At 40.3% G+C, this 23,377-nt stretch carries 22 protein-coding genes and 3 pseudogenes; 8 read left to right on the forward strand and 17 right to left on the reverse strand.

From position 1 onward, the window contains the following. Positions 1-610 precede the first annotated feature (610 nt). Entirely contained in the window at positions 611-2,374 is a 1,764-nt protein-coding gene (locus tag LIT25_22180; GenBank protein ID USK33211.1) for an ABC transporter ATP-binding protein/permease, read from the reverse strand. Between the two features lie 162 nt (positions 2,375-2,536). On the opposite strand from LIT25_22180, the gene LIT25_22185 reads away from it, so the two are divergent. Together LIT25_22185 and LIT25_22190 are read left to right on the forward strand one after the other, a co-directional pair. Further along, positions 2,537-3,316: a hypothetical protein gene (locus LIT25_22185; protein USK33212.1), complete on the forward strand. Its 780-nt coding sequence runs from the start codon at positions 2,537-2,539 to the stop codon at positions 3,314-3,316. A 13-nt stretch (positions 3,317-3,329) separates the two neighbouring features. Continuing rightward, positions 3,330-3,794: a hypothetical protein gene (locus tag LIT25_22190; protein USK33213.1), complete on the forward strand. Its 465-nt coding sequence runs from the start codon at positions 3,330-3,332 to the stop codon at positions 3,792-3,794. 45 nt (positions 3,795-3,839) lie between these two features. On the opposite strand, the gene LIT25_22195 is transcribed toward LIT25_22190, so the two are convergent. Beyond that, entirely contained in the window at positions 3,840-5,234 is a 1,395-nt protein-coding gene (locus LIT25_22195; protein ID USK33214.1) for an L-cystine transporter, read from the reverse strand. 201 nt (positions 5,235-5,435) lie between these two features. Here LIT25_22195 and LIT25_22200 point away from each other — a divergent pair, with 201 nt between their 5' ends. Further along, positions 5,436-6,260, forward strand: coding sequence for a protein-glutamine gamma-glutamyltransferase (locus LIT25_22200; protein USK33215.1), 825 nt, complete (start codon positions 5,436-5,438; stop codon positions 6,258-6,260). 18 nt (positions 6,261-6,278) lie between these two features. Here the strand turns inward: LIT25_22200 and LIT25_22205 are convergent, their stop codons facing one another. The 4 genes from LIT25_22205 to LIT25_22220 all read right to left on the reverse strand — a co-directional run bounded on the left by LIT25_22205 (position 6,279) and on the right by LIT25_22220 (position 9,595). Further along, positions 6,279-6,539 carry a hypothetical protein gene (locus LIT25_22205; GenBank protein USK33216.1) on the reverse strand — a complete coding sequence of 87 codons (261 nt, stop codon included), beginning with the start codon at positions 6,537-6,539 and terminating at the stop codon, positions 6,279-6,281. Between the two features lie 83 nt (positions 6,540-6,622). After that, positions 6,623-7,243: an arylformamidase gene (gene kynB / locus LIT25_22210; protein ID USK33217.1), complete on the reverse strand. Its 621-nt coding sequence runs from the start codon at positions 7,241-7,243 to the stop codon at positions 6,623-6,625. After that, positions 7,243-8,514, reverse strand: a complete 1,272-nt coding sequence (gene kynU / locus LIT25_22215) for a kynureninase (GenBank protein ID USK33218.1) — start codon at positions 8,512-8,514, stop codon at positions 7,243-7,245. The genes kynB and kynU overlap by 1 nt, the downstream gene beginning before the upstream one ends. After that, positions 8,498-9,595, reverse strand: a complete 1,098-nt coding sequence (locus tag LIT25_22220) for a nitronate monooxygenase (protein USK33219.1) — start codon at positions 9,593-9,595, stop codon at positions 8,498-8,500. The genes kynU and LIT25_22220 overlap by 17 nt, the downstream gene beginning before the upstream one ends. 202 nt (positions 9,596-9,797) lie before the next feature. On the opposite strand from LIT25_22220, the pseudogene LIT25_22225 reads away from it, so the two are divergent. Together LIT25_22225 and LIT25_22230 are read left to right on the forward strand one after the other, a co-directional pair. Then, a pseudogene (locus LIT25_22225) lies at positions 9,798-10,164 on the forward strand (HIT domain-containing protein). Between the two features lie 59 nt (positions 10,165-10,223). Then, a complete protein-coding gene (locus LIT25_22230) occupies positions 10,224-10,556 on the forward strand; it encodes a DUF948 domain-containing protein (protein ID USK33220.1) in 333 nt (110 codons plus the stop codon). A 57-nt stretch (positions 10,557-10,613) separates the two neighbouring features. Here the strand turns inward: LIT25_22230 and LIT25_22235 are convergent. The 5 genes and pseudogenes from LIT25_22235 to LIT25_22255 form a co-directional block, all read right to left on the reverse strand. Then, positions 10,614-11,485 (reverse strand): annotated as a pseudogene (locus LIT25_22235) (MBL fold metallo-hydrolase). Between the two features lie 50 nt (positions 11,486-11,535). Then, positions 11,536-11,940 carry a secondary thiamine-phosphate synthase enzyme YjbQ gene (locus LIT25_22240; protein ID USK33221.1) on the reverse strand — a complete coding sequence of 135 codons (405 nt, stop codon included), beginning with the start codon at positions 11,938-11,940 and terminating at the stop codon, positions 11,536-11,538. Positions 11,941-12,101: 161 nt separating this feature from the next. Further along, positions 12,102-13,763: an alpha-glucosidase gene (locus LIT25_22245; protein USK33222.1), complete on the reverse strand. Its 1,662-nt coding sequence runs from the start codon at positions 13,761-13,763 to the stop codon at positions 12,102-12,104. Between the two features lie 419 nt (positions 13,764-14,182). Then, positions 14,183-15,496 (reverse strand): hemolysin family protein, encoded by a 1,314-nt coding sequence (locus tag LIT25_22250; protein ID USK33223.1) that lies wholly within the window; start codon positions 15,494-15,496, stop codon positions 14,183-14,185. Positions 15,497-15,614: 118 nt separating this feature from the next. Next, positions 15,615-16,390: pseudogene (locus tag LIT25_22255) on the reverse strand (glycosyltransferase). Positions 16,391-16,555: 165 nt separating this feature from the next. Here LIT25_22255 and LIT25_22260 point away from each other — a divergent pair. Together LIT25_22260 and LIT25_22265 are read left to right on the forward strand one after the other, a co-directional pair. Continuing rightward, positions 16,556-16,798, forward strand: coding sequence for an atypical membrane-integrating protein (Mistic protein) (locus LIT25_22260; GenBank protein ID USK33224.1), 243 nt, complete (start codon positions 16,556-16,558; stop codon positions 16,796-16,798). Between the two features lie 12 nt (positions 16,799-16,810). Continuing rightward, positions 16,811-17,803 (forward strand): NAD-binding protein, encoded by a 993-nt coding sequence (locus tag LIT25_22265; GenBank protein USK33225.1) that lies wholly within the window; start codon positions 16,811-16,813, stop codon positions 17,801-17,803. Here LIT25_22265 and LIT25_22270 read toward each other — a convergent pair. From LIT25_22270 to LIT25_22285, 4 genes are all read right to left on the reverse strand, one after another. Further along, on the reverse strand, positions 17,800-18,204 hold the full coding sequence (locus LIT25_22270) for a YugN-like family protein (protein ID USK33226.1): 405 nt from the start codon (positions 18,202-18,204) through the stop codon (positions 17,800-17,802). The two genes, LIT25_22265 and LIT25_22270, sit on opposite strands and share 4 nt — an antisense overlap. Positions 18,205-18,682: 478 nt before the next feature. Then, positions 18,683-19,141, reverse strand: a complete 459-nt coding sequence (locus LIT25_22275) for a DUF523 domain-containing protein (protein USK36375.1) — start codon at positions 19,139-19,141, stop codon at positions 18,683-18,685. Between the two features lie 125 nt (positions 19,142-19,266). Next, positions 19,267-19,611: a cupin domain-containing protein gene (locus LIT25_22280; GenBank protein ID USK33227.1), complete on the reverse strand. Its 345-nt coding sequence runs from the start codon at positions 19,609-19,611 to the stop codon at positions 19,267-19,269. 173 nt (positions 19,612-19,784) lie between these two features. Further along, positions 19,785-20,255, reverse strand: coding sequence for a DinB family protein (locus tag LIT25_22285; GenBank protein USK33228.1), 471 nt, complete (start codon positions 20,253-20,255; stop codon positions 19,785-19,787). 76 nt (positions 20,256-20,331) lie between these two features. On the opposite strand from LIT25_22285, the gene LIT25_22290 reads away from it, so the two are divergent. Then, a complete protein-coding gene (locus LIT25_22290; GenBank protein ID USK33229.1) occupies positions 20,332-20,697 on the forward strand; it encodes a hypothetical protein in 366 nt (121 codons plus the stop codon). Between the two features lie 4 nt (positions 20,698-20,701). On the opposite strand, the gene LIT25_22295 is transcribed toward LIT25_22290, so the two are convergent. Together LIT25_22295 and LIT25_22300 are read right to left on the reverse strand one after the other, a co-directional pair. Next, on the reverse strand, positions 20,702-22,054 hold the full coding sequence (locus LIT25_22295) for a glucose-6-phosphate isomerase (GenBank protein USK33230.1): 1,353 nt from the start codon (positions 22,052-22,054) through the stop codon (positions 20,702-20,704). 143 nt (positions 22,055-22,197) lie between these two features. Then, on the reverse strand, positions 22,198-23,361 hold the full coding sequence (locus LIT25_22300; protein USK33231.1) for an iron-containing alcohol dehydrogenase: 1,164 nt from the start codon (positions 23,359-23,361) through the stop codon (positions 22,198-22,200). Positions 23,362-23,377: the final 16 nt, after the last annotated feature.

A 23,377-nucleotide genomic window follows, 5' to 3' on the forward strand; every position in this document is an offset into this window, starting at 1 on the left:
GTACCCAAAACTCGGATTTTTACCACTTTAGGGTGTCATACGCGGTCTATGAGTACCTAAAACTCGATTTTTCTCATTTCAGGGTGTCATACGAACTCTATGAGTACCCAAAACTCGGATTTTTCTCATTTCAGGGTGTCATTCGAACTCTATGAGTACCCAAAACTCGGATTTTTACCACTTTAGGGTGTCATACGAACTCTATGAGTACCCAAAACTCGGATTTTTCTCATTTTAGGGTGTCATACGAACTCTATGAGTACCTAAAACTCGGATTTTTACCACTTTAGGGTGTCATACGCGGTCTATGAGTACCCAAAACTCGGATTTTTACCACTTTAGGGTGTCATACGAACTCTATGAGTACCCAAAACTCGGATTTTTACCACTTTAGGGTGTCATACGCGGTCTATGAGTACCCAAAACTCGGATTTTTACCACTTTAGGGTGTCATACGAACTCTATGAGTACCCAAAACTCGGATTTTTACCACTTTAGGGTGTCATAACCGGTCTATGAGTACCCAAAACTCGGATTTTTCTTATTTTAGGGTGTCTTTCCTTTTCCAGCAAACATCTTTTCACAGCAAAAAAAGACCATCTGATCAAAATCAGACAGTCTCATTTAACCTTATATCATTCAGCTTTAATTGCTGAACCGCGAATTCCCTGTACATCGGATGAGATTCGAGCAGTTCCGAATGTGTGCCTGTTCCGGTGACTCTTCCTTTATCCAAAAAGATAATCTGATCAGCATCAATGACTGTGGACAGCCTGTGGGCAATGACGATCGTTGTTCGTCCGGACATTAAGTTTCCCAGTGCTTTTTGAACAACAATTTCAGAATGGCTATCAAGGCTTGAGGTTGCTTCATCGAGAAGGAGAATTTTAGGATCCCTTATAAGCGCTCTGGCAATACCGATGCGCTGACGCTGTCCACCTGAGAGTTTAACACCCCGTTCTCCTACTTGAGTATTATAGCCGGCAGGATATTCTTCAATGAACTGATCCGCATAGGCCATCTTCGCTGCTTTGGCTATTTCTGAGTCCGTCACTTCTCTTGTTAATCCATAACAGATATTTTCTTTAATTGTGCCTGATGTAATGGGACTTTCCTGAGAAACGTACCCAATTTGCTCTCTCCACGAAGCAAGGGTAAAGCTGTCTATTTGTTCATCCCCAAGAAATATAGCTCCTCCTGTCGGCAAGTAGTAACGTTCAACTAATGAGAACAGCGTTGTTTTTCCGCTTCCGCTCGGTCCGACAATAGCCGTGGTCTGACCCCGCTTAATCTCAAGAGTAACCTTGTTTAAAATTTTCTCTTCTTTTTTGTAGGCAAAATCAATCTCTTTAAATCGGATCGATTGGTGAATGTTCTCTACTTCCTTGCCTGAGTGAAGGTTTTCCTCATCTTCTTCAAGAATTTCAATGATCCGCGCAGAAGCACCCATTGCTTTTTGCAGCTGTGTAAAAAAAGCCGTAAATTGAGTCATTGGAATGACAATCTGAAAGAGATAAAGAATAAAAGCAATCAAATCTCCTGAGGACAGAACTCCGGCTTGAACTCTTAAGCCTCCGTAGCCAAGGATCACTACGAGGAGCGACATAATCACAAGTGAGATTAACGGGCCAATCCATGCATGAATTTTTGCTTCTGCCAGACCAAATTGAAAAAGGCGGCCAACTCCGCTTTTCCCTGAGCTGTACTCTCTATGTTCCGCATTGGAGGATTTCACCAATCGGACATGAGATAATACTTCACTTAATAACGCTGTAAAGCCCGCCGTTTCATCCTGAAGACCTTTAGAGACTTTGTACATTTTTCTTCCCAGCGGAAGCAGTATCAGAATGGAGAGAGGAATTAAGGCAAGCATGATTAACGTCATTTTCCAGTCCAGATAAAGGAGAATGCCGAAGGATCCTATTATGGCAATGATTCCTGTAAAGAAGTTTGTAATATGATCTGTAATTAAACCTTTTAAAATGGCCGTATCATTTGTCATCCGGCTGATCATTTCACCGGTTTTATGATCGTCGTAAAATCGAACAGGAAGGTGGATATGCTTTTTCCAAAGTCTTTCCCTTAATCGTGCAACGACATGCTGACCGACATGATTGAGCAGGTAAATCGAAACCCCGCTTGTAATGGCCTGTGCTATGAAAGCTGATATCAGCAGAAAAATATGTATACTGCCGAATTTGTCAAAGCTGAAATCATCAATTAAATTCTTCGTGAACAATGGGATGACCAGACCGACAACTGTGGATAAAACGCTGAGCGTACCTGCAATTGCCATTCTTATCTTTGAAGGCTTTGTATTTCGTATCAGCTGAAAGAATACCCGCCAGCTGCTACCTGTCTTTTGTAAAGTCATCTCATTCTGTCTCCTATCCTGCATGCTTGCGTGCTATCCTTTATTATACATTTTCCCTCATAAAAGTTTAAATTTGAAACTTCGTGTACTCTCCGCATGTATTTCCATAAAAAAGGAAATGATAAGGTGCATATCAATATATAGAAAGCAGCAGGAAAAAAGATGGATAATTATTCAGGCGCCAATCAGTACAGACGGTATAAAGCTCATTTAAGCATGTTTGGAACGACACAATTTCATTTGAGAAACCCGTACATTATTGCATGGTGGTCTGCAGCCCTTCCGGGATTTGGACATCTGCTCCTGTCAAAATATTCAAGAGGACTGCTTTTATTTGTATGGGAAGTATTTATTAATATGCAATCTCATTTAAACATCGCCATGGTTTACTCTTTTTGCGGAGAAATTGACAAGGCACGGGATGCACTTGATTACCGCTGGACTCTTCTTTATATTCCTGTTTACATATTTGCAATCTGGGACAGTTACCGGACTACGATTGATTCTAATCGTGTTTTTCTGCTTGCTGAACGGGAAAATGCCCCCTTCAATACGTTTTCAATAGGGGCTGTGGAAATCAATTATTTAGATAAAAGAAACCCCCGAATGGCCGTCATTTGGTCTTTTCTGATGCCGGGAACAGGGCAGCTTTATATTAACCGCCTCATTACAGGTTTTTTCGCTTTGATATGGACGGTTGTTTTTGTTTATTATTCTAAGTGCCTGCTTGCCGTTCATTATTTATTTTTGGGGCAAGTACAGCATGCTACAGATATTCTGAATCCTTCATGGCTGATGTTTGTGCCTTCTGTGTACGGTTTTGCGGCCTATGATGCTTATATAAATACGGTTGAGAATAATAAACTTTTTATTGATGAGCAGAGAAATTTTCTGGTGAAAAATTATCAGCAATACCGTGTTAAATTTCCAGACAGGGTTTGAGAGGCGATATCTATTGCAAGTTTTTGCTACGTTTGATCACTCCACATATCTAGAACTGGCCATTTCTCAAATGGAACAAGAAGGAATACCAAAAGAGAGGATACTGGCCGTCTCATTACAAACAACAGACGATTCAATGAAACTAATGGATTCGATTCATCACTCTGATGGAATCAGTTTGTTTGATACAGGCGCTGCACTCGCGACCGCTTTTGCTGTAATAGGCGTAAGCATTGGGTTCCGTTTAGCGTGGGGGCCGGTTTATTGGGGCCTGATCGGAGCTTGCAGCGGACTCTTGCTTGGATTTCTTCTCAATTTATTCTATTATCGGGTGATAAAAAAGAAAAAGGTTAAGCTTCGGTCTAAAATGAAAGAAACAGAAGTAGTTTTAGTGATTGAATGTCATGAGGATTTTTATAGAAGAATCGAACAAGTTCTTTCGGATAACTATGCCATCGCAATCGGCTCTGTAAAATAAAAAGCAGTTAGACTGAAGCTTTTCAGTAGCTAACTGCTTTTTTTATTAAGCTTCCAGCTCCAATTGTGATGAGCCGCTATTATTATACGTATCTGCATCTAATTCTTTTGTCACTTTTCCAGTTAAAACTCCAGCTGTCATGCTTCCGCTGACATTCAATGCCGTACGTCCCATATCAATAAGAGGTTCAACTGATATAAGCAGACCTGCCAAAGCAATTGGCATATTCATGGTTGAGAGGACAAGGATTGCGGCAAATGTAGCCCCTCCGCCAACTCCGGCAACTCCGAATGAACTGATGGCAACCACCGCAATTAATGTAAAGATGAAAGAAGGACTTAAAGGGTCGATGCCGACTGTCGGTGCAATCATAACTGCAAGCATTGCAGGATAGATGCCTGCGCAGCCATTTTGTCCGATGCTAAGACCGAAAGATCCTGCAAAGTTTGCGATTCCCTCTGGTACACCGAGTTTCTTAGTTTGTGTGCTGATATTCAAAGGAAGCGTTCCTGCGCTCGTACGTGAAGTAAAAGCAAACGTCAATACAGGAAGTACTTTTCTAACATATATGATTGGGTTAAGTCCAGCAAGTGTTAACAGCAGCAAGTGAATGATAAACATAATAAGCAGCGCAACGTAAGAAGCTAGGACAAATTTCCCGAGTTTTAAGATGGAATCAAGATCACTTGAAGCCACTGTTTTTGTCATGATGGCAAGCACGCCGTAAGGAGTAAGTCGAAGAATGAGCGTGACGACCCTCATGATGATGGCGTAAAATGCATCAACTATGTTTGCAAATAACTCTGCATGCTGCGGTTCTTTCCGTTTAACACCTAAGAATGCCAGACCTAAGATTGCAGCAAAAATTACAACCGCTATCGTTGATGTCGGACGTGCTCCAGTAAAATCAAGAAATGGATTTCCAGGCAGCAATTCAAGGATTTTTTGAGGGAATGTCTGATCCTGAATCTCAGTGTAAGTTGCATCAAGAGCTTCCCCTCTTGCTGTTTCTGCCTCACCCTGCTCAATTTGGACAGCTTCTAAATTAAAGCCAAGAGAAGTGCCAATGCCAATTGCAGCAGAAATTGCAGTCGTACCAACAAGAATTCCTAAAATAAGAACACTTATTTTACCGATGTTATTTGACAATTTCATCTTCGTAAATGCTGCCAGAATCGAAATGAAAACAAGCGGCATTACAATCATTTGAAGAAGCTTTACATAGCCGCTTCCAACAATATTAAACCAGTCAATCGATTCAAGCAGTACCTCATTTTCCGGTCCATAAATAAATTGAAAAGCAAACCCGAGAATAATTCCCAAACCGAGTGCAGAAAATACACGTTTTGAAAACGATACATGTTTTTTCTGCATAAAAAATAATAAAAAGATAAGACCAAGCAGCACCGCTATATTAATAATAACTAAAATAGATGACACTTTTTCTCCCCCTAACATTTTCCTTTATTATTTAATAAAATATAATGCAATTATTCCAATCAGTCAAGTAGGAATTACTGACACAGATGACTTGATTCATCATATGTTGATCCTTCAGGAAATATTCATCAGGGGTTCCAACTCTCAGGGTTCCCTCATAAATTATTAAATCAGCTTCATATTGGGAGGCGAATGATTGCTGTGATTAAAATACAGAATGCTTATCAAAGCAATAATATATTAAATACATCCATATTAACCGGCGAGCAAAAAGAGATCCTGGATTTAATGGTAAAGTATGAAGAAGTTTATTCCTATGAACATTTTAATCAGCTAAAATTCGAATTGGACTTAAGAATTGAAATTGTAAAAGCGGCAACAGCTTTGTATCAAAGCGGCGTAAAGTTCACCACCTTTGCATATTCCCGCTGCAACCCGGTACTGTGGAATCTGACAAGTCAAGGGGCGATTGTCATAAAGCAGGGAGTTCCGCCGTCCGAAGGGATCAGGGATCTTTATGCAAACGGGAAGCTTTATGGCTTTGAATGCGCGACCGCCATTGTGGCCGTATTTTACAAAGCGGTGCTTGAGATCATTGAAGAGCGTCATTTCAATCGGCTATTTGCCGGAATGATTCTCTATGACTGGCATTACGATGATGATCTGGGCGTTTTTACAAGAAGGGGAAACGATTTTTTGCCGGGTGACTGTGTATATTTTAAAAACCCGGATTTTGATCCTGAAAAGCCTCAGTGGCGCGGAGAAAATGCAATCGATATGGGACATGATCTCTATTACGGTCATGGAATTGGAATTAAAGATGCAGAAGGAATTATCGCTTCATTGAATAAATATCGGAAAGAGGGAGCCGTTCAGACTGCCTATCTGCTTTCACAGGTTACAAGACTGGATTACAGATATTTATATGTTTACAGGAAGGCAGGCAGAGAAAACCAGGGAGCTTTCCCGCTAGCTGATGATCAGAAAATCATTTCTAAGATAGGATCGGCTGTTTATCTAAAATAACAGACAAAAAGCTGCCTATTATTTAGGCAGCCCCAGCTGGTTCTTATCAAAATATTTGCGCTGCAAGTAGTATTGTTCTCGTCCGAGGTATTGATTGACAATCAGCTCCATCTTGCCAAGGTCATCTCTGGTAACGACCGGATCGAGCTCACTCCACTTTACAACTCTAATAAAATAGTATTCTTTAATGGGAATGAAAACAACGGGTGAATTCGGCCACTTATCAAACCAAAATTCAATTCTGCCGTGTTTTCTATAAGAATAATGAATGATTTTCATTTTCCATCACCTACAAACAGAATACACGTTCCGGTCCAAAAAGAAAAGAAACAATCGGTTTTCTTTTTTTACCCTGACAAGCCTTATTCAAACGTTCTTAAAATCGCTCTCACAGGACTTCCATCTCCATCTACAATCGGCAGCGGCAAAGCAATTAACTCATAATCTCCCTGTTCGGCTGCACTTAAATCAAGCCCCTCTAAAATGAAAATTGAATGCTCTAAAAATGAATGATGGGCAGGAAGCTCTTTGCTTTTCATAAAATCAACAGAAGGAACATCCACACCTATCAGCTTGACTCCGATTTCTTTCAAGTAAGCAGCTGCATCAGGGTGAAAATATGAGAACTCTTCCGGAAACCTTAACGGGTCATCCCACGAATCCGTTCGGATCAACAGCCTTTCTGTTTCAGAAAGACCTGCTTTTTTCAGCTCGTGCGCTGTTATCACTTCAACATCCTGAAGGTGTATCACTTTTGCTTTTCCGCAGTAGATTGATAGATCGAGCTCATGCACTTTTTTCCCCTCTGAATCAACATGAAAAGGTGCATCTATATGCGTACCGGTATGGATGCTCATTTCAAGTTTGCCTACATTAACGGATCCGCTTGCTTCTTTTGTCCACATTAATTCAAAGTCAAATGGCGTATCGCCGGGCCACGTTGGCGTGCTATTTTGAATAGGTCTTGAAATATCAATAATCATTATGCGATCACCTCACGCTTATTTTCATATTGTTCATATCTTTTTTCCCTCATAATGTCCTTTAGAAACTGTATAGTTTTCCAAATTTCTTCGTATGATGTATACAATGCAACGGGTGCCAGTCTGATAATGTTTGGTGAGCGGTAATCCGGGATGACGCCAGCCTGCTTTAATGCTTTGCAAATCCTTGCTGCTTCAGGGTGCACGAGAGCTACGTGGCCCCCGCGCCTGTCATCTTCAGCAGGGTTGATAATGCGAAAAGCAAATCCTGAAAGCTCAGAATCAATTAAATCCATCATAATTCTTGTCATATTCAGCGACTTTTTGCGGATGGCTGAAAGTGTAGCCTCTTTAAAAAGCTGAAGAGACACTGACAGAGGCGCAGTACTGAAAATATGGGGCGTTCCAATTTGATAGGCTCCGGCAGAGGCCGCAGGAGTAAAGGTGTGCTCCATATCAAATTGAGACTCTTTATTCGATCCAAACCATCCGCTTAAGCCCGGCATTTTCCCCAAGTGCTTTTCATGAACAAACAGTCCTGCAGATGCACCGGGTCCTCCGTTTAAATACTTGTAATTGCACCAGTAGGCAAAATCAACTCCCCATTTGTGAAACTCATGCGGCACTGCTCCTACTGAATGGCACCCGTCAAACCCAATCAAAATCCCGCGTTCGCTTGCGGCTTTCGTCAGCTTTTCTATATTCAAAAGCTGTCCGCTCCGGTAAAGAACGGTAGGCAAAACGACTAATGCAATTTCATTTGTCATACAAGCTATGATATCGTCCTCTTCAAGGGTATGGCCATTCCTGCTTTTCGCCTTAACTAAATGGACATTCGGATCGAGTCCTCTTAATGACAGCTGACTCTGCAGCGCATATATGTCAGATGGAAAGTTCAGGTCATCTGCAAGAATCTTCGTCCGCTCCTTCTCTGGATGAAAAAAGCTAGCAGCGAGCTGATGCAGATTGACTGTTGTTGATCCGGTCACAACCACCTCATCAGGCTTCGCCCCTATTAAAAATGCAGATTGCTCGCCAAGCGTTTCTGATAAGTAGTACCAAGGCTTTTCTCCTTGAGTCCAGCCGTCAATCCCAAACTCCTTCCAGGCATCAAGCATGGACATCAGTGCTGCCTCTGCCCTTTTTGAAGGCAATCCAAGGGAATTTCCATCTAAATAAATCACATCTTTTTTCAGATAAAACTCATTTCGAAAATGGGCAAGCTCATCTTTCTCATCAAGAGCTGCCGCCTTTTTAAGATCCATTTGCATCCACTCCCTTCCAGCTGGATTTTGTTACAGCGTTCACTTGTCCAATTAATCTGTCCAAAATCTCTTTCGCAGACATAGATTCAGTAATCAGTCTTAATCCCTGTCCTGCCCATAATGACATGTTTTCCGCATTGAGCTCTTGTGCAGCATGACTGCGCAAACTTTTTGTCATTTCATTTTGTACAGGATAAGGTAAAATGCTTTCTTCAAAAGGTTTCATCTTTTGAATAAAGTCATTTTCAATCCCGCGGGCGTATTTGCCGGAAAACGCTCTTGTCAAAACGGTCTCATCTTCATTGCTGCTTAGTACCTTTGCTTTGTAAGCAGAAGGGGCCCCGCTTTCTGTACATGGAATAAATACACTTCCCAGCTGGACTGCATCTGCACCAAGGATCAGCGCTGCTGCTATTCCTCTTGCATCTGCAATCCCCCCAGCTGCAATAATTGGAAGGTTTAGAGCGTCTGCAGCTTGAGGTACAAGAGCCATTGTGCCAATACAAGAATCAGCGGATCGTTTAAATGTACCTCGGTGTCCTCCTGCTTCGCTTCCCTGCATGACGATAACGTCTGCACCCCGCTCTTCGAACAAAATAGCCTCCTCCACTGTTGTTGCTGTACCAATCACAATCCGGCCTGCCCGTTTAAGCTCCCTGACTGCTTCTATGGAAGGAAGGCCAAAAGTAAAAGAACAGATCGGCACATCATTATGAAGAACAGCCTCAAGCTGCTTCTCATAATTTGATTGACTCTTTTCATTTGTGAATGAAATATCTTCCGCCAGCATGTTTAATTTTTCAAGGACACCCTTCATCGTCTGAATATCTTCTTTGCTGATCCCTACTTCTTTCTCAGGGACGAAAAGATTCACATTAAAGGGTTTGTCTGTTAAACCTTTTATTTCTTTTATTTGTTGATCAAGCTGAACGGACGTTAAATACCCTGCACCGACTGATCCCAATGCTCCGGCCTCACTGACCGCGCCGACCAGCTTCGGGACAGTTATTCCTCCTGCCATCGGTGCTTGAACAATTGGGTATTCAATCTTAAGCAGCCTGCTTATAGAGGTATGATTCCATGTCATACAGTTTTCCTCCCATCTCAGAAGAATGCTGTATATCTTCTTCTACATGGCGGCCTCTGTTCCCTGCCATACTAAAAGGAATACCCGCATAGAAGCAAATATCGAGTTCATTTTGGCTGATTATGCTAAAATGGTAAAAAATAGATTCAGATAGATTGAGTTGTCTTAGTTGGAAGAGTTATGCCCGCTTTGCAATCCCGAAATGATAGAAGATCAAAAAGCGGTTCTGTCCAATGAACATTGCGTCTTTTTGCAAATGCCGCAAAAAGTGCTGAAAGGCTCGGGCTTAATCGTTCCAAGAGAGCACAGGCCAACCGTTTTCGATTTATCAGAAGAAGAGTGGCACGCAACTTTCAGCCTGCTAAAAGGAAGTGAAGAAATGGCTCGATGATGAGGATCAGCCTGATGGCTATACGATTGGATGGAATTCAGGAGAAACAGGCGGACAGCATATTTTTCACGCCCACCTGCATGTTATTCCCCGTTTCAAAGACGAGCCTTATGCAGGACGCGGCATTCGCTCCTGGCTGAAGGATATAGACAATATGAGGCCCTCTATCCTAGATTAAGAAATGCCCTTTTAGGGTAAAAAATAAAAAAGAGAAGAAATAGAAAGGAGTTTTTATCGATGGCTATTGTTTATATAAGCATCGCGCTTGTAGTTTGTGCACTCATTTATTTAGGAACCTCTGCTTTTAAAACGTTTAAAAAAGCACAGCCTGCATTGCAGGATCTTCAGGAAACGGCTAACCGCATTCAAAGGCAAACAGAGGGCATACAAACTGAAACAACCAAGCTAACTGCCACACAGCAGAAAATCATGTCAGATGTTGAATACAAAAAACAGACAGTCCAGACAACAATTGAGATCGCCAAAGAAACTCCGGAAACAATTAAAGGCTTTAAAGAGTTTTTGCCGGCAAAAAAAAATGAACGGTTTACTCATAAGGTACGGGGATAAAAAGAAGGCGGCTCGTCTAAATGAGCCGCCTTCTTTTCTGATTTCGGGGAGCAGCTCTCACTGCTTCCTCCACCATGTTTCTCCGATTTTCATGACCTTAAGCAGCTCTTTATCAAGCGAAAGTCTTTCCCATTCTGAATACAGGCGCCCGAGGGCTTCTGGCCCTGTATCATCTGCCAGCCTGTATGCACCATAATGCATGGGGATAAATGGTCCTTTCGAATTTAAATCAAGAAACGCCTGAATCGCGTCTTCCGGATTTATGTGGGAAACCTTCATAAACCACTCCGGCTCATACGCTCCAATCGGCATTAGGACTGCATCGATATCGTATCTGCTCCAATCTCTTTAAATCCTCTGAAATAACCTGTATCACCAACGAAATATACAGTGTATAGCGTGACAGTATCCTCTATCACCCAGCCGCCCCAATGAGAAGAGTTGGTATCCCACAGCGTTCTCCTTGTCCAATGCTGAGCAGGAACAAAGGATAGTTTTGCGCCATTTACTTCAAATGAATCCCACCAATTTGCTTCTATTACCTGCTTATACCCTCTTCTTTTGAAAGCAGGTTTCAGGCCTTCCGGCACATAATACATCGGATTTCCTTTTAATTGTTTTATGCTCGAAAAATCAAGGTGGTCATAATGTCCATGCGAGATTAGAACAAAATCGATCTCAGGAAGATCCTGTATTTGAAGTCCGGGCTTTGTAAGCCGTTTTTGAACGCCCATTCTTTCTGCCCATACCGGATCAGTCAGGATATTCATTCCATTTAGCTGTATCAGAAAAGTAGAATGGCCGATCCAGGTGATGCTCATGTCTGATCGATTGCTTTTTAATTCAGCTTCAACTGTTTTGTCTGTTCGTTCAATTGATAGAGAAAGATCCTTTTGCTTGCTCCTTCTTTCTTTCATCCACTTTCTCAAATCGGAAAAGTTCTTCGTATTTTGAACATCGTCAAGATTTTAATACTTTTTCACAATGAAGACTGCACCTTTACATAAAAAGTACGTTCTCTCGGGCCGTCAAACTCACAGAAGTAAATTCCCTGCCACGTGCCGAGAACCAGCTGTCCGTCTGATACGATAACATGCTGCGTGGCGCCTACTGTGCTCGCTTTCATGTGAGCAGCAGTATTTCCTTCTGCATGCCGGTCTTTCTCATGGTGCCATGGATAGATTTCATCAAAACGTCTGATCATGTCTCTTTTTACGTCTGGATCAGCATTTTCATTAATTGTAATGCCTGCTGTAGTATGCGGGCAGTAAATAAGGACAGTTCCTTCTTTTATAGAAGCTTCTCTCACCAGTTTTTCAACACTTGAAGTCACATCTGCCATCTCGTCGCGTGAGTTTGTTTTTATAGTAAACCTTTTCAGCATTGCAAGTCCTCCTTACTTCTTTTGGTTGCATTGTATCATTAAGCATCCTAATCCGGCACGTTGGAGCTGCTCGCAAGCTTTGATCTGCTCACTTTCAAGGAAATTATCCACTTCATAACAAAACCCCCAAAAGGCATTCAGCCTTCTTGGGGGTATGTGGTTTAAAGAACGTAAACTCTTGTTTCAAATGGTTTCAATGTAAATGAAGTTGTGTGCTTATGTTCAGCAACTTCGTAGTTTTGAAGAATCAGCTGTTTTTTAGATAACGGCAGCTTGCTGTACTGGTAAAAAGCCGTTTTGTTGCTGATGTTTGAGATAACCAGTGCTTTTTTGCCTTCAAAAGTTCTTGTGTAAGCATAGATTTGCTTATCCTCTGGAAGAATCAAATCATAAGATCCATAAACGAAAACCAGATGCTCCTTGCGCAGGTCAATCATCTTTTTATAGAAATGATAAACAGAGTTCTCATCTTTTACCTGCTTTTCAACGTTAATTTTTTTATAGTTTTCATTCGCTCCAAACCACGGTGTGCCAGTAGAGAAGCCTCCATTTTTCTCTTCATTCCATTGCATAGGTGTACGGGAATTATCACGGCCCTTATGCCAGATAATTTCCATGATTTCTTCATGTGAACGTCCTTTTGCCGTTTCAATACGGTAAAGGTTTTTCATGGCTACATCATCATAATCATCAATTGACGGGAAATGAACATTTGTCATTCCAAGCTCCTGTCCCTGATAAATAAATGGAGTTCCCTGCATTAAGAAGTACATGGCTGCTAATGCTTTTGCACTTTCAGTCAAAAATTCCTTATCGTTGCCCCATGTTGATACAGAGCGGGCCTGGTCGTGATTTTCAAGAAATAATGCATTCCAGCCGGAACCGTCCAGCCCTTTTTGCCATTTTGTTAATGTTTCTTTTAACTTAATGAGGTCGACTGTTCCTTCTGTCCCATTATCCCACAATCCGAGGTGCTCGAATTGGAAGATCATGTTGAAGATTCCATTTGTATCGCCAACCCAATCTTCTGCCTGTTCAAGCTTAACGCCATTCGCTTCACCGACTGTCATGATATCATAACGCGCAAACGTTTGCGCTTTCAGCTCGCTGAGATGCTCCATAATGCCTTCTACATTCATGTGGTAATCAAAAGAGGAAACGAAATCCAGTCCGTTCGGATTAGGGAGGTCAGGGAAGCCGTCTTTTTTGTTAATATGAGAAATTGCATCTACTCGGAAGCCGTCAATGCCTTTATCAAGCCACCAGTTAATCATGTCGTATACAGCATGTCTCATTTCTTGGTTTTTCCAGTTTAAATCAGGCTGTTTTGTTGCGAATACATGCATGTAATATTGGTTTGTTGCTTCGTCAACCTCCCAGGCAGAACCGCTGAAAATACTTTCCCAGTTGTTTGGCTCTTTGTCGTTTTTGCCGTCGCGCCAGATGTACCAGTCACGTTTATCGTTCTCTTTTGAGGAGCGTGATTCGATGAACCAAGGATGCTCATCACTAGTATGATTCACTACCAGATCAAGGATCAGCTTCATGTCTCTCTTGTGCACTACAGCAAGAAGGTCATCAAAATCCTCCATTGTACCGAAGTCTGCCATAATATCCTGATAATCACTGATGTCGTACCCATTGTCAGCATTAGGTGATGTGAAAATTGGGCAAATCCAGATCACATCAATGCCGAAATCTTTTAAGTAATCTAATTTAGAAATAATCCCGCGGATATCGCCTATTCCGTCACCGTTGGAATCCATAAAGCTTCTAGGATATATTTGGTATGCAACCGCTTCTTTCCACCAAATCTTTTTCAACTTAAACACTCCTTTATATCAACCTTAACGTCAAGTAAGACGAATGAAAAATAGGTATAAAATGTTAAAAAGCAAAGTATTCGCTTACATTTATTAAAAGTTGTCATTACTAAAAAATATTATACTCTAATTATGTTAAAGATTGAACAATTTCCTTCGAATTCTTTCTAATTGTATTTATAGAAAAAAGAAGCAGATACATGCGATAGATACCTTCTTTTTAAACCATTTTGATATGTTGGAACTAAGTTCAGCTTATTTCTTCTTCGGCCAGTCTTTTCCTTCTGCTAATCTTGAAATCATCATGCTGCTGACATTATCACCGGCTGCATTGAGCATTAATTGTGCGTTTTTTTCAAAAAAATCGGACATGTTTTGTCAGTCATCTGCCATCTTTTTATTCCGAAAAAAACAGGCAATCATTCACGATTACCTGCTGAAGTTTCCATCTTCTTTTTAGCTTCAAGCGTTCTGATATGATGCCCTTCCATATCGGTTACGGTAAACTCGTAGCCGTCAGACATGATTTTCTCTCCTTTTTTCACATCGATTTTCTCTGTGAGCACCCAGCCCCCGATTGTGTCGACATCTTCAGAATCAATCTCGAGCTGAAGGAGATCATTTACTTCTTCAATAAGTGCTTTGCCGTCAAAAATGTAGTGATAATCGCTTTTCTTTTGAACATTAGGCAATTCGTCCACATCAAACTCATCGAGGATTTCTCCGACAATTTCTTCAAGAATGTCCTCTACTGTTACAAGCCCGGCTGTACCGCCATATTCATCTACCAGGATTGCCATATGGATTCGGTCTTTCTGCATTCTCAGCAATAAATCCTGAATGGGAATCGTTTCGATCACCTTGATTACGGGACGTATATAATTTTTAATCAGCACGCCATCTTTTGACATGTAAAGGGCATTTAAAATTTCTTTAATATTGATTAGACCAACAATGTTATCTTTATCTTCATGTTCGAGCGGATATCTTGTATATCTTTCGCTTCTCATGATCTCTAGATTCTCCTCGAAAGAATCTTCAAGGGATACCGTAATCATCTCTGTTCTTGGAACCATAATTTCTTTGGCAATTCTGTTGTCAAACTCAAAAATCTTATTGACGTATTTATATTCTAATTGATTGATTTCCCCGCTTTTTAAGCTTTCAGACAGAATAATCCGCAGCTCTTCTTCTGTATGGGCCACTTCATGCTCGGATGCTGCATGCAGACCGAAGAGCCTGACAATAAATAACGCAGAACCATTCAGCGTTTTTATAAAAGGATACATGATTTTGTAGAAGAAAATGAGCGGACGGGACAGAGTCATTGTCACCCGCTCGGCTTTTTGAATGGCAAGCGTTTTTGGAGCAAGCTCTCCAATAACTACATGCAAGTAAGTAATGGCAATAAAAGCTAGCACAAATGATAAAATGCCGGAAAGAGACGGGTTTATTCCCCATGAATCAAATAGCGGATGAAGCAGATCTTCAATTGTCGGCTCTCCAAGCCAGCCCAGTCCAAGAGCTGTAATCGTAATTCCCAGCTGGCAGGCAGATAAATATTCATCAAGACTGCCAGTCACTTTTTTTGCAGCAATGGCATTTTTATTTCCTTCTCCGACAAGCTGATCAATTCTGGAACTTCTCACCTTTACTATGGCAAATTCTGCAGCGACAAAAAAACCGGTTGCAGCAATTAACAGGGCTACCAATATCAAATTTGTAGCAATCAAAAGTTCCCTTATCCGTTAGCGGATAAGGTCACCTCCCTTCTATGGTGAAATCCATCTCGCTGAAATCTTCATATATACTTTCTATTCTTTACTAAATAGATGGCTTTTACCATCTCACTTATTTCCATATTCGCCTCAAACGAAGAAATTCTTGAAAATAGCCCCATACAGATACTGGTGACATTAAGATTTGATACGTTAAGACAAATAAGAATAAGCCGGCTGTATTTTTTCTGACTCTTAAATCAAGCTCCCTGAACACTTTTTTCTGGTAAGAGTAAATGCTGAAATAGCTGATTAAGGTAATCGGGAGAACAAATAGGGTCATCGGGCCGACGATCCAAAAATAACCAAAAAATGCGAGAATAAGTCCCGGAATCCAAAAAACTGTGTATGTAAAATCAAGGTATGGCATGATAAAGTTTATGCCCGTCAGAAATTTGGAGAACAGAACCGGCTGATGCCAAGGCTTCATTTCCTTTAAAGCTTCTATCATTCCCCTGTTCTGATAACCGTATCATCTGTTGAACCATTATCAACCACAATCACATGAATATCGCCTTCATAATCCTGTTTAGCGATGTAGTGAATCGTGGTCCCAATATTTCTTTCCTCATTTCTTGCAGCAATAATGACCGTAACCGGCACATCCGGGCTGAGGATCTTAAGCCTCGGCTGTCTGTCAATCCACAGACTGCATACCAAAAATGCATTTAAATATCCCGGAATATACGCAATCCCGGCGATAATAAGAATGGCAAGAGGAAGCCAGGTGATTTCTGCAAGTTCCCTGACCCACGGCAAAGAAATCAGAATCGAGGCGCTCATCCAAAGGATTGCGGCTGTCTGACTGATCCAAAACTTCTTTTTTACAGATACATATCTTTTTTTCATAAGTTATCAACCTCAGGTCATGCCTATTTCTTTTATCTTTTACAAAAGAAAAAATAACATGCCAGAAGACAAACTTCAGAACTTTCACCGATTGCCGAAAAAATAGAGCAAGATTGCACATACTACAGAGGAATACGTTTTGAACGGACATAAGGAAGTGAAACGATGAAATTGACTAAAGATGAAAAAAACGCACTCAGCGATGCAATTGATAAAATGAATGAAGGTCTTGATCTCTTTATCCAATTCTACAATGACGCAGAAGAGGATAAGCCTATAATCGAATTCAATGAGAAAACAATGTCTGCCATTGATAAAGCTATAGGTGTCTATGGAAAAGAGGCTGTCACAGATAAAATCAATTCCATTATCAGAGAGGTTCTTTCATTTCTTCCAAAAGATAAATAAGAGGTGAGTTTGGTGAAGTCTAATAAATTACTGATTGATTGGCTGAAATGGCCCGTGTATTTCAGAATTGTTTTGATCGTTATGCTGATTGTGCTTCTTTTCGGTCAGATTATTTCTCTTATTGAACCTGAAGTTTTTCCAACCGTGTTTGATGGAATCTGGTGGGCGCTTGTCACCGTATCCACCGTAGGCTTCGGAGACTATGTGCCTAAAACCGTAGCGGGGCGCTCTGTTGGAATGGTGCTCATTTTAATCGGAGCAGGATTTATCACAACTTATTTCGCAACATTGTCAGCGGCAGCTTTTCAAAAACAGCATTCTTATCTAAAAGGAGATACAGCTTATAAACATGGCAATCATATTGTGATTATCGGATGGAATGAGAAAACGAACGAACTGATTGAGACTTTCCAGAAAATAAAGCCATACAAAAACATTGTACTAATTGATGATACGCTTGAGGAATCTCCTCTTATTGAAAATCTTCATTTTATTAAAGGCAACCCGACAATAGACCGGACACTCGTGAGAGCGAATATCGAACATGCAGATGCAGCCATCATTACAGCCAATCAGCATAAAAATGAATCGGATGCAGATATGAACTCCATTCTCATTTTACTTGCTTTGAAAGGGATAAATCCTGATTTATATACAGTCATCGAGCTCGTAACGGGAATGCATGTGAATAACGCAAAGCGTGCCGGGGCAGATGAAATTATTAAATCGTATCAGCTGTCAAGTCATTTAATGATGAACAGCTACTTAGCAAAATACGGCTTATCGAGTGTGTACTCTGAACTGAATGCTGCAAAAGGAAACTATTTTAAAATCGAACCGATTCCACAAGAATTAATTGGAGAAACTTTTCATGCGGCAAGCCACGCACTGCTTGAAAAAGAGCTGCTGTTAATCGGCATCAAAAAAGGAGATAAGACGAAGTTGAACCCGCCTATCTCCCATATCCTGCAACAGGATGATCTTCTCATTCTGATTACCCATTAATCCAGCAATACCGCTTCAAGTTCTTTCACTAAATCCTTGCCAATATCGACATACTTTTCAGGGAACTCGGCATCCTTATCCTGAGGCTCCTGAAATTGATCAAATGAAGCTTTCACATTTCCGATATGAACATGATCATCAAGTCCGATTTTGTATTTATGTGAAAGCAGGTATGGATTTGTCAGCTTAACCGTTGTGTTTTGCGAGTCAAGCTGACCATCCACCGCTGTAAATGGCACACGAAGAAACTGATAGCCTTCTTCATCATCAATTTTGTAATCAAACGAACCATGATCATACTCCCAGCCTCCGCCGATTGCATAGCCAAGCGGCTTTAGCTGCTGTTCAAGATGGTAAAGCTTAAACGACTTTCCTTCAAGCTTTGACGGAATTTCAATCATAATTTCGACCTCCTTTTTTATTATGATTTACAACGTGGAGAGATTTTATAAAAAAAGCACAACGTATTGCGTTATAAAGCTTTATTAGAAATTCAAGGGAAAAATTAAAAGTTAATTTGTTTTCAATAGAGTTTCCTAAGTCTATAAAAGAAGATAAAAAAAAGATTGAAGAATTAGTTGCAGAATTAGTAAGAGAAGGGAAATCAATAAGAGAATGTGTTCAGCACTCTTTAAATAATCTCCATATTTAGCTGAATAGCAAAGTACTCTTCCAGGAAACGCAAGAAAGCCGGGGAAAGGTTTCAATCTCCCCGGCTCCTGTTTTATTTTTTTCAAACATGTATCATTTTTATCAGCCTTTTACTGCTTGTTCTGGCAAGCGCCCGATTGTTTAAGAACGAAAGTATGAAATTGATATGAATATTTCTCAACAATACTCAATTACTGCACTCTTAGCCTGAAGATAGGATATCTTATCTCACCCGAGATTATCCGAAAACTGTTCTTCTGAAATTACTCGTAACCCGTTTCTTTTTAGTAAAGCAGTTGTGACTCCATTTCCAACAATTTTCTTACCTATAAATTCACCATTGTAAATCATTGAACTTCCACAGGATGGGCTGTCCTCTTTAAGAACAACAATTGTTGCATTAACCTCTTTTGCTTTATTAAAAGTTACATAAGCTCCTTTTATGTACTGTTCAGTTACGTCTCTTCCTGATTTCTCGACTACTTTGGCATTCCCATCCAGTACATCTTCCCCGTTGCCGCCTATTATCTCCGCAGGTTCTCTTGGTGTTGAAAAACCGCCAAGCAATTCGGGACAAACGGTTATTGCTTTATTTTCTTCTATTAGTTTACTTATCTTGTTATCTAGACTATGCGTACCATTATACCTTACCTCTAAACCTGCTAAACAAGAACTCACTAATATCATTTCTTTCATATCCCCTCAAACTAATAGGACCTTCTTGTACAACAAAATGGTTCCAATTGTTCAATAAAACAGCATTATTTATGAAGTTATGCCAACCGTCAATTTAACAATTGATTGATTTACTATTAACTTTCGCTCCCTTTTATATCGTTAATTGCCTTTTCAAAACAAATATTGACTGTCCTTTTGTTTGAACGAGTTCGATGCATTGTATTAGCAGGTACAGTAAATATTTCACCTGGATATAATGAAACTGTTTCATTGTTTTCTAAGTCTATGAAAAGTTCACCTTCTAATACATAAAATAACTCGTCGCAATCCTCGTGTTTATGCCAGTGAAATTCTCCATTTATCACAGCTATTCTAAGAGCGTGGTCATTTACTTCACTTACAATAAAATTTGTGTAGTCCTTTTGGTCTTTTATTAATTCATTTAAGTTCATAACCTCTAATTGACCTTTTTTCATCATTCTCATACCTCTCCAATCTATTCTTTTTTTATTGACTAAATTCAGGCCATAGATCGAAAAAACCTTTATCTTTGTCAACTAAACGCGTCCGTTTCTTTAATATGACAATTTCCATTTTAAAGAAACTGCATAAGAAAAAATAGCCAAAGTATTTGATAACTTCTTCAGCCTATTTAGTCCCAGATTCGAACTCTGGGTATGCCTGCAGATCTTAGATAATCTAATAACTGACCAGTGTGGACAGATTCATGATAGGCCACACGCAGTAGCATATCTCCCAGACTTCTTATGTATCCAGATTCGGATCTGTCAATTTTTATGGTATCTAAATCTTCTTCAGAAAACGATTTAACTGTATCTATGAACTGTTTTCTATACAGGTCTGCAAACTCTAATTCTGCTTCTACTGATGTATAGGGAAGGTTTTCAAAGGGAGAATCAAAAGTAGAGAGGCTCCCTCTGTTTTTAATTGCCAAGTGATAGTAATGTTCACTTTCTAATACATGTCTAATCATTTCAAAACAAGTCATAGCTTTATCATCTGGTTTCCAATTAAGTTTTTCTGCGGGAATAGAAGTCCAAACCTTTATGCTTCTTCTTCTAACTTCATTAAAATTTAAGATAATCAAATCAATTGAGTTCATAATTTCCTCCTTTGAAAAGTATGTCTTAATTATACACGAATGAACGTTCGATATAGAATATTAATGATGAACAATTATGAAAAATATGAAGAATATGAAGAATATGAAGAATATAAAGACAAGTTTGAGGAGTATTAAAAACAAGTACGAGAAGTCTAAGAAAAAAGATTCAGTTTCTTTCGCGGAATATGGATTACTAGTGCAAATCCTTGCCAAACTCCCGGCACAAGTAGAGTTTCAAGAAAAGATTAGGACACAAGGATGGCTGCCGGAAACATTTATCCCATGTTACAAAATCTATGGAAGCCAAATCAATAAAAAAATTCCCGGAGTATATGGCCGACTCAAACACATTTTAGCAAGGAATGTGGTCAGTCGCCCTTTTTATACCCCGAGAACTATGCAATTACCTTATAAAATACCACTTAGGAAGGTCGCGTAAACCCTTATTCCTCTAAGCGTTTCTCAAGCTTCGCTTTCACTTCTTCAAAACCTGGTTTCCCGAGTAAAGCAAACATATTCACTTTATAAGCTTCAACACCAGGCTGGTCAAATGGGTTGACGCCCAGCAGGTATCCGCTCATTGCACATGCTTTTTCGAAGAAATAAACAAGGTATCCGAATGTGTACTCGTTCATTTCCGGAAGATTCACGATTAAGTTCGGAACGCCACCGTCTGTATGAGCAAGCATTGTGCCCTGGAATGCTTTTTTATTAACGAAATCAACTGTTTCACCAGCTAAGTAGTTTAAGCCGTCCAAATCATTTTCTTCTGCTTCAATCGTTAATTCATGACGAGGCTTCTCTACGTTCAGCACGGTTTCAAATAAATCGCGGCGGCCTTCTTGAACGTATTGTCCCATTGAATGAAGATCCGTTGAGAAGTTTGCTGAAGCAGGGAAAATGCCTTTTTGATCTTTTCCTTCACTTTCGCCAAACAGCTGTTTCCACCACTCTGAAAAGTATTGAAGACCCGGCTCATAGTTAATCAGCATTTCAATCGTTTTACCGCGGTTATATAAAGCATTTCGAACAGCAGCATATTGGTATGCAGCATTATCTTCCAGCTCAGAAACTGCAAAATCTTCCATTGCGGCTGCCGCGCCTTTCATCATTTCCTCGATGTCAGCTCCTGCAGCAGCAATTGGCAATAAGCCAACAGCTGTTAAAACTGAGTAACGTCCGCCGACATCATCTGGAATAATGAATGATTTGTAGCCTTCTTCAGTTGCGAGTGTTTTTAATGCACCGCGGGCTTTGTCTGTTGTTGCGTAAATACGGGATTTAGCTTCAGCTTTTCCGTATTTTTCTTCGAGCAGCTTGCGGAAAATACGGAATGCAAGCGCAGGCTCAGTTGTTGTGCCTGATTTGGAAATAACATTGATAGAGAAATCTTTCCCATCAAGCAGATCCATTAAATCCTTCATATAGGTTGAGCTGATATTGTTGCCCACAAAAATAATCTGAGGCGTTTTGCGCTGTTCTTTAGAAAGAGCATTGTAGAAAGAATGATTCAGCATTTCAAGAGCAGCACGCGCCCCAAGGTATGAACCCCCGATTCCGACTACTAAAAGAACATCTGAATCAGATTTAATTTTTTCTGCACTTTTTTGAATGCGTGCAAATTCTTCTTTATCATACTCAGACGGAAGATCAACCCATCCTAAATAGTCACTTCCCGCACCTGTTTTTTCATGAATTGAATGATGCGCCACTTTAACGAAATCGCGCAAATATGTAAGTTCGTGTTCACCAAAAAATGACAACGCTTTAGAATAATCAAACCGAACATGTGTCATTGCAGTTCCTCCATCGCATATAAAAATTTTTATCCTCTTTCACTTTAACGAAACTGAGATAGTAAATCAAGCGAGCCTCCGGATGAAAACGCGTTCATTCCAAAAATAAATAAAACACCCTGCCGAAACAGAGTGTTCTTCTATTATAGAGATGCTTTTAAAATCGCAAGAACGTCTTCTTTATTCAGCTTTTTAAAGTTGCCGAATTCTCCGTTAGACATTGCTTTATCGGCAATCAGGTCAATCTTCTCGTTTGTGATGCCGTAATCAGCCAAGCGGCTTGGTGCGCCTAAGCTGCTCCAGAATTCACTTAGCTTATCGATGCCTTCGAATGCGATGTCACGATCTGATTTCCCTTCAGGATCAACATTGAATACTCGTACAGCAACTTGTTTGAAGCGGTCAACGTTCTCATCCAGCGTATGTCTCATCCAGTTAGGGAATAGGATTGCGAGACCTCCTGCATGCGGAATATCATACACAGCTGATACAGCATGCTCAATGTTATGAGTCGCCCAATCGCCGCGGTAACCCATTTGCAGAGATCCGTTTAATGCAATTGTGCCTGAATATAGGATGGTTTCGCGAAGCTCATAATTTTCTAAGTCATTCATCAGCTTAGGAGCTGTTTCAATTACTGTCTTTAAAGTAGCTTCACAGAAACGGTCCTGCAGAGGTGTGTTTTTCGTATGGTGGAAATATTGTTCAAACACATGCGACATCATGTCAACCATTCCATATACGGTTTGGTCCTTTGGAACTGTAAATGTGTTAACAGGATCTAAAATAGAGAATTTCGGGAATGTAAGAGGGCTTCCCCATCCGTATTTCTCTTGTGTTTCCCAGTTAGTGATAACAGAACCTGCATTCATTTCAGATCCAGTTGCAGCTAATGTCAAAACTGTTCCAAACGGAAGAGCTTCTGTCGGCATATGTTTTTTGGTAACGATATCCCAAGCATCTCCGTCATACTTTGCCCCTGCAGCGATGGCCTTTGTACAGTCAATGACACTTCCTCCGCCTACAGCTAAAAGGAAGTCAATATTTTCACTTTTAGAAAGATTTACGCCGCGCTTTACAGTCGATAACCTTGGATTTGGCTCAACCCCTGCAAGCTCGAACACATTAGCTCCAATTTCCTCAAGCTGTGCAAGAACTTTATCATATAAACCATTACGCTTAATGCTTCCGCCACCGTAAACAAGGAGAACATTTTTGCCGTATTTAGTCACTTCAGTTTTTAGCTGTTCAAGCTGATCTTTACCAAAAATTAATTTAGCAGGATTATGGTATGTAAAATTTTCCACAATTATCGCCTCTTTA

Source organism: Bacillus sp. F19, from assembly GCA_023823795.1.
Lineage (GTDB): Bacteria > Bacillota > Bacilli > Bacillales > Bacillaceae > Bacillus_P.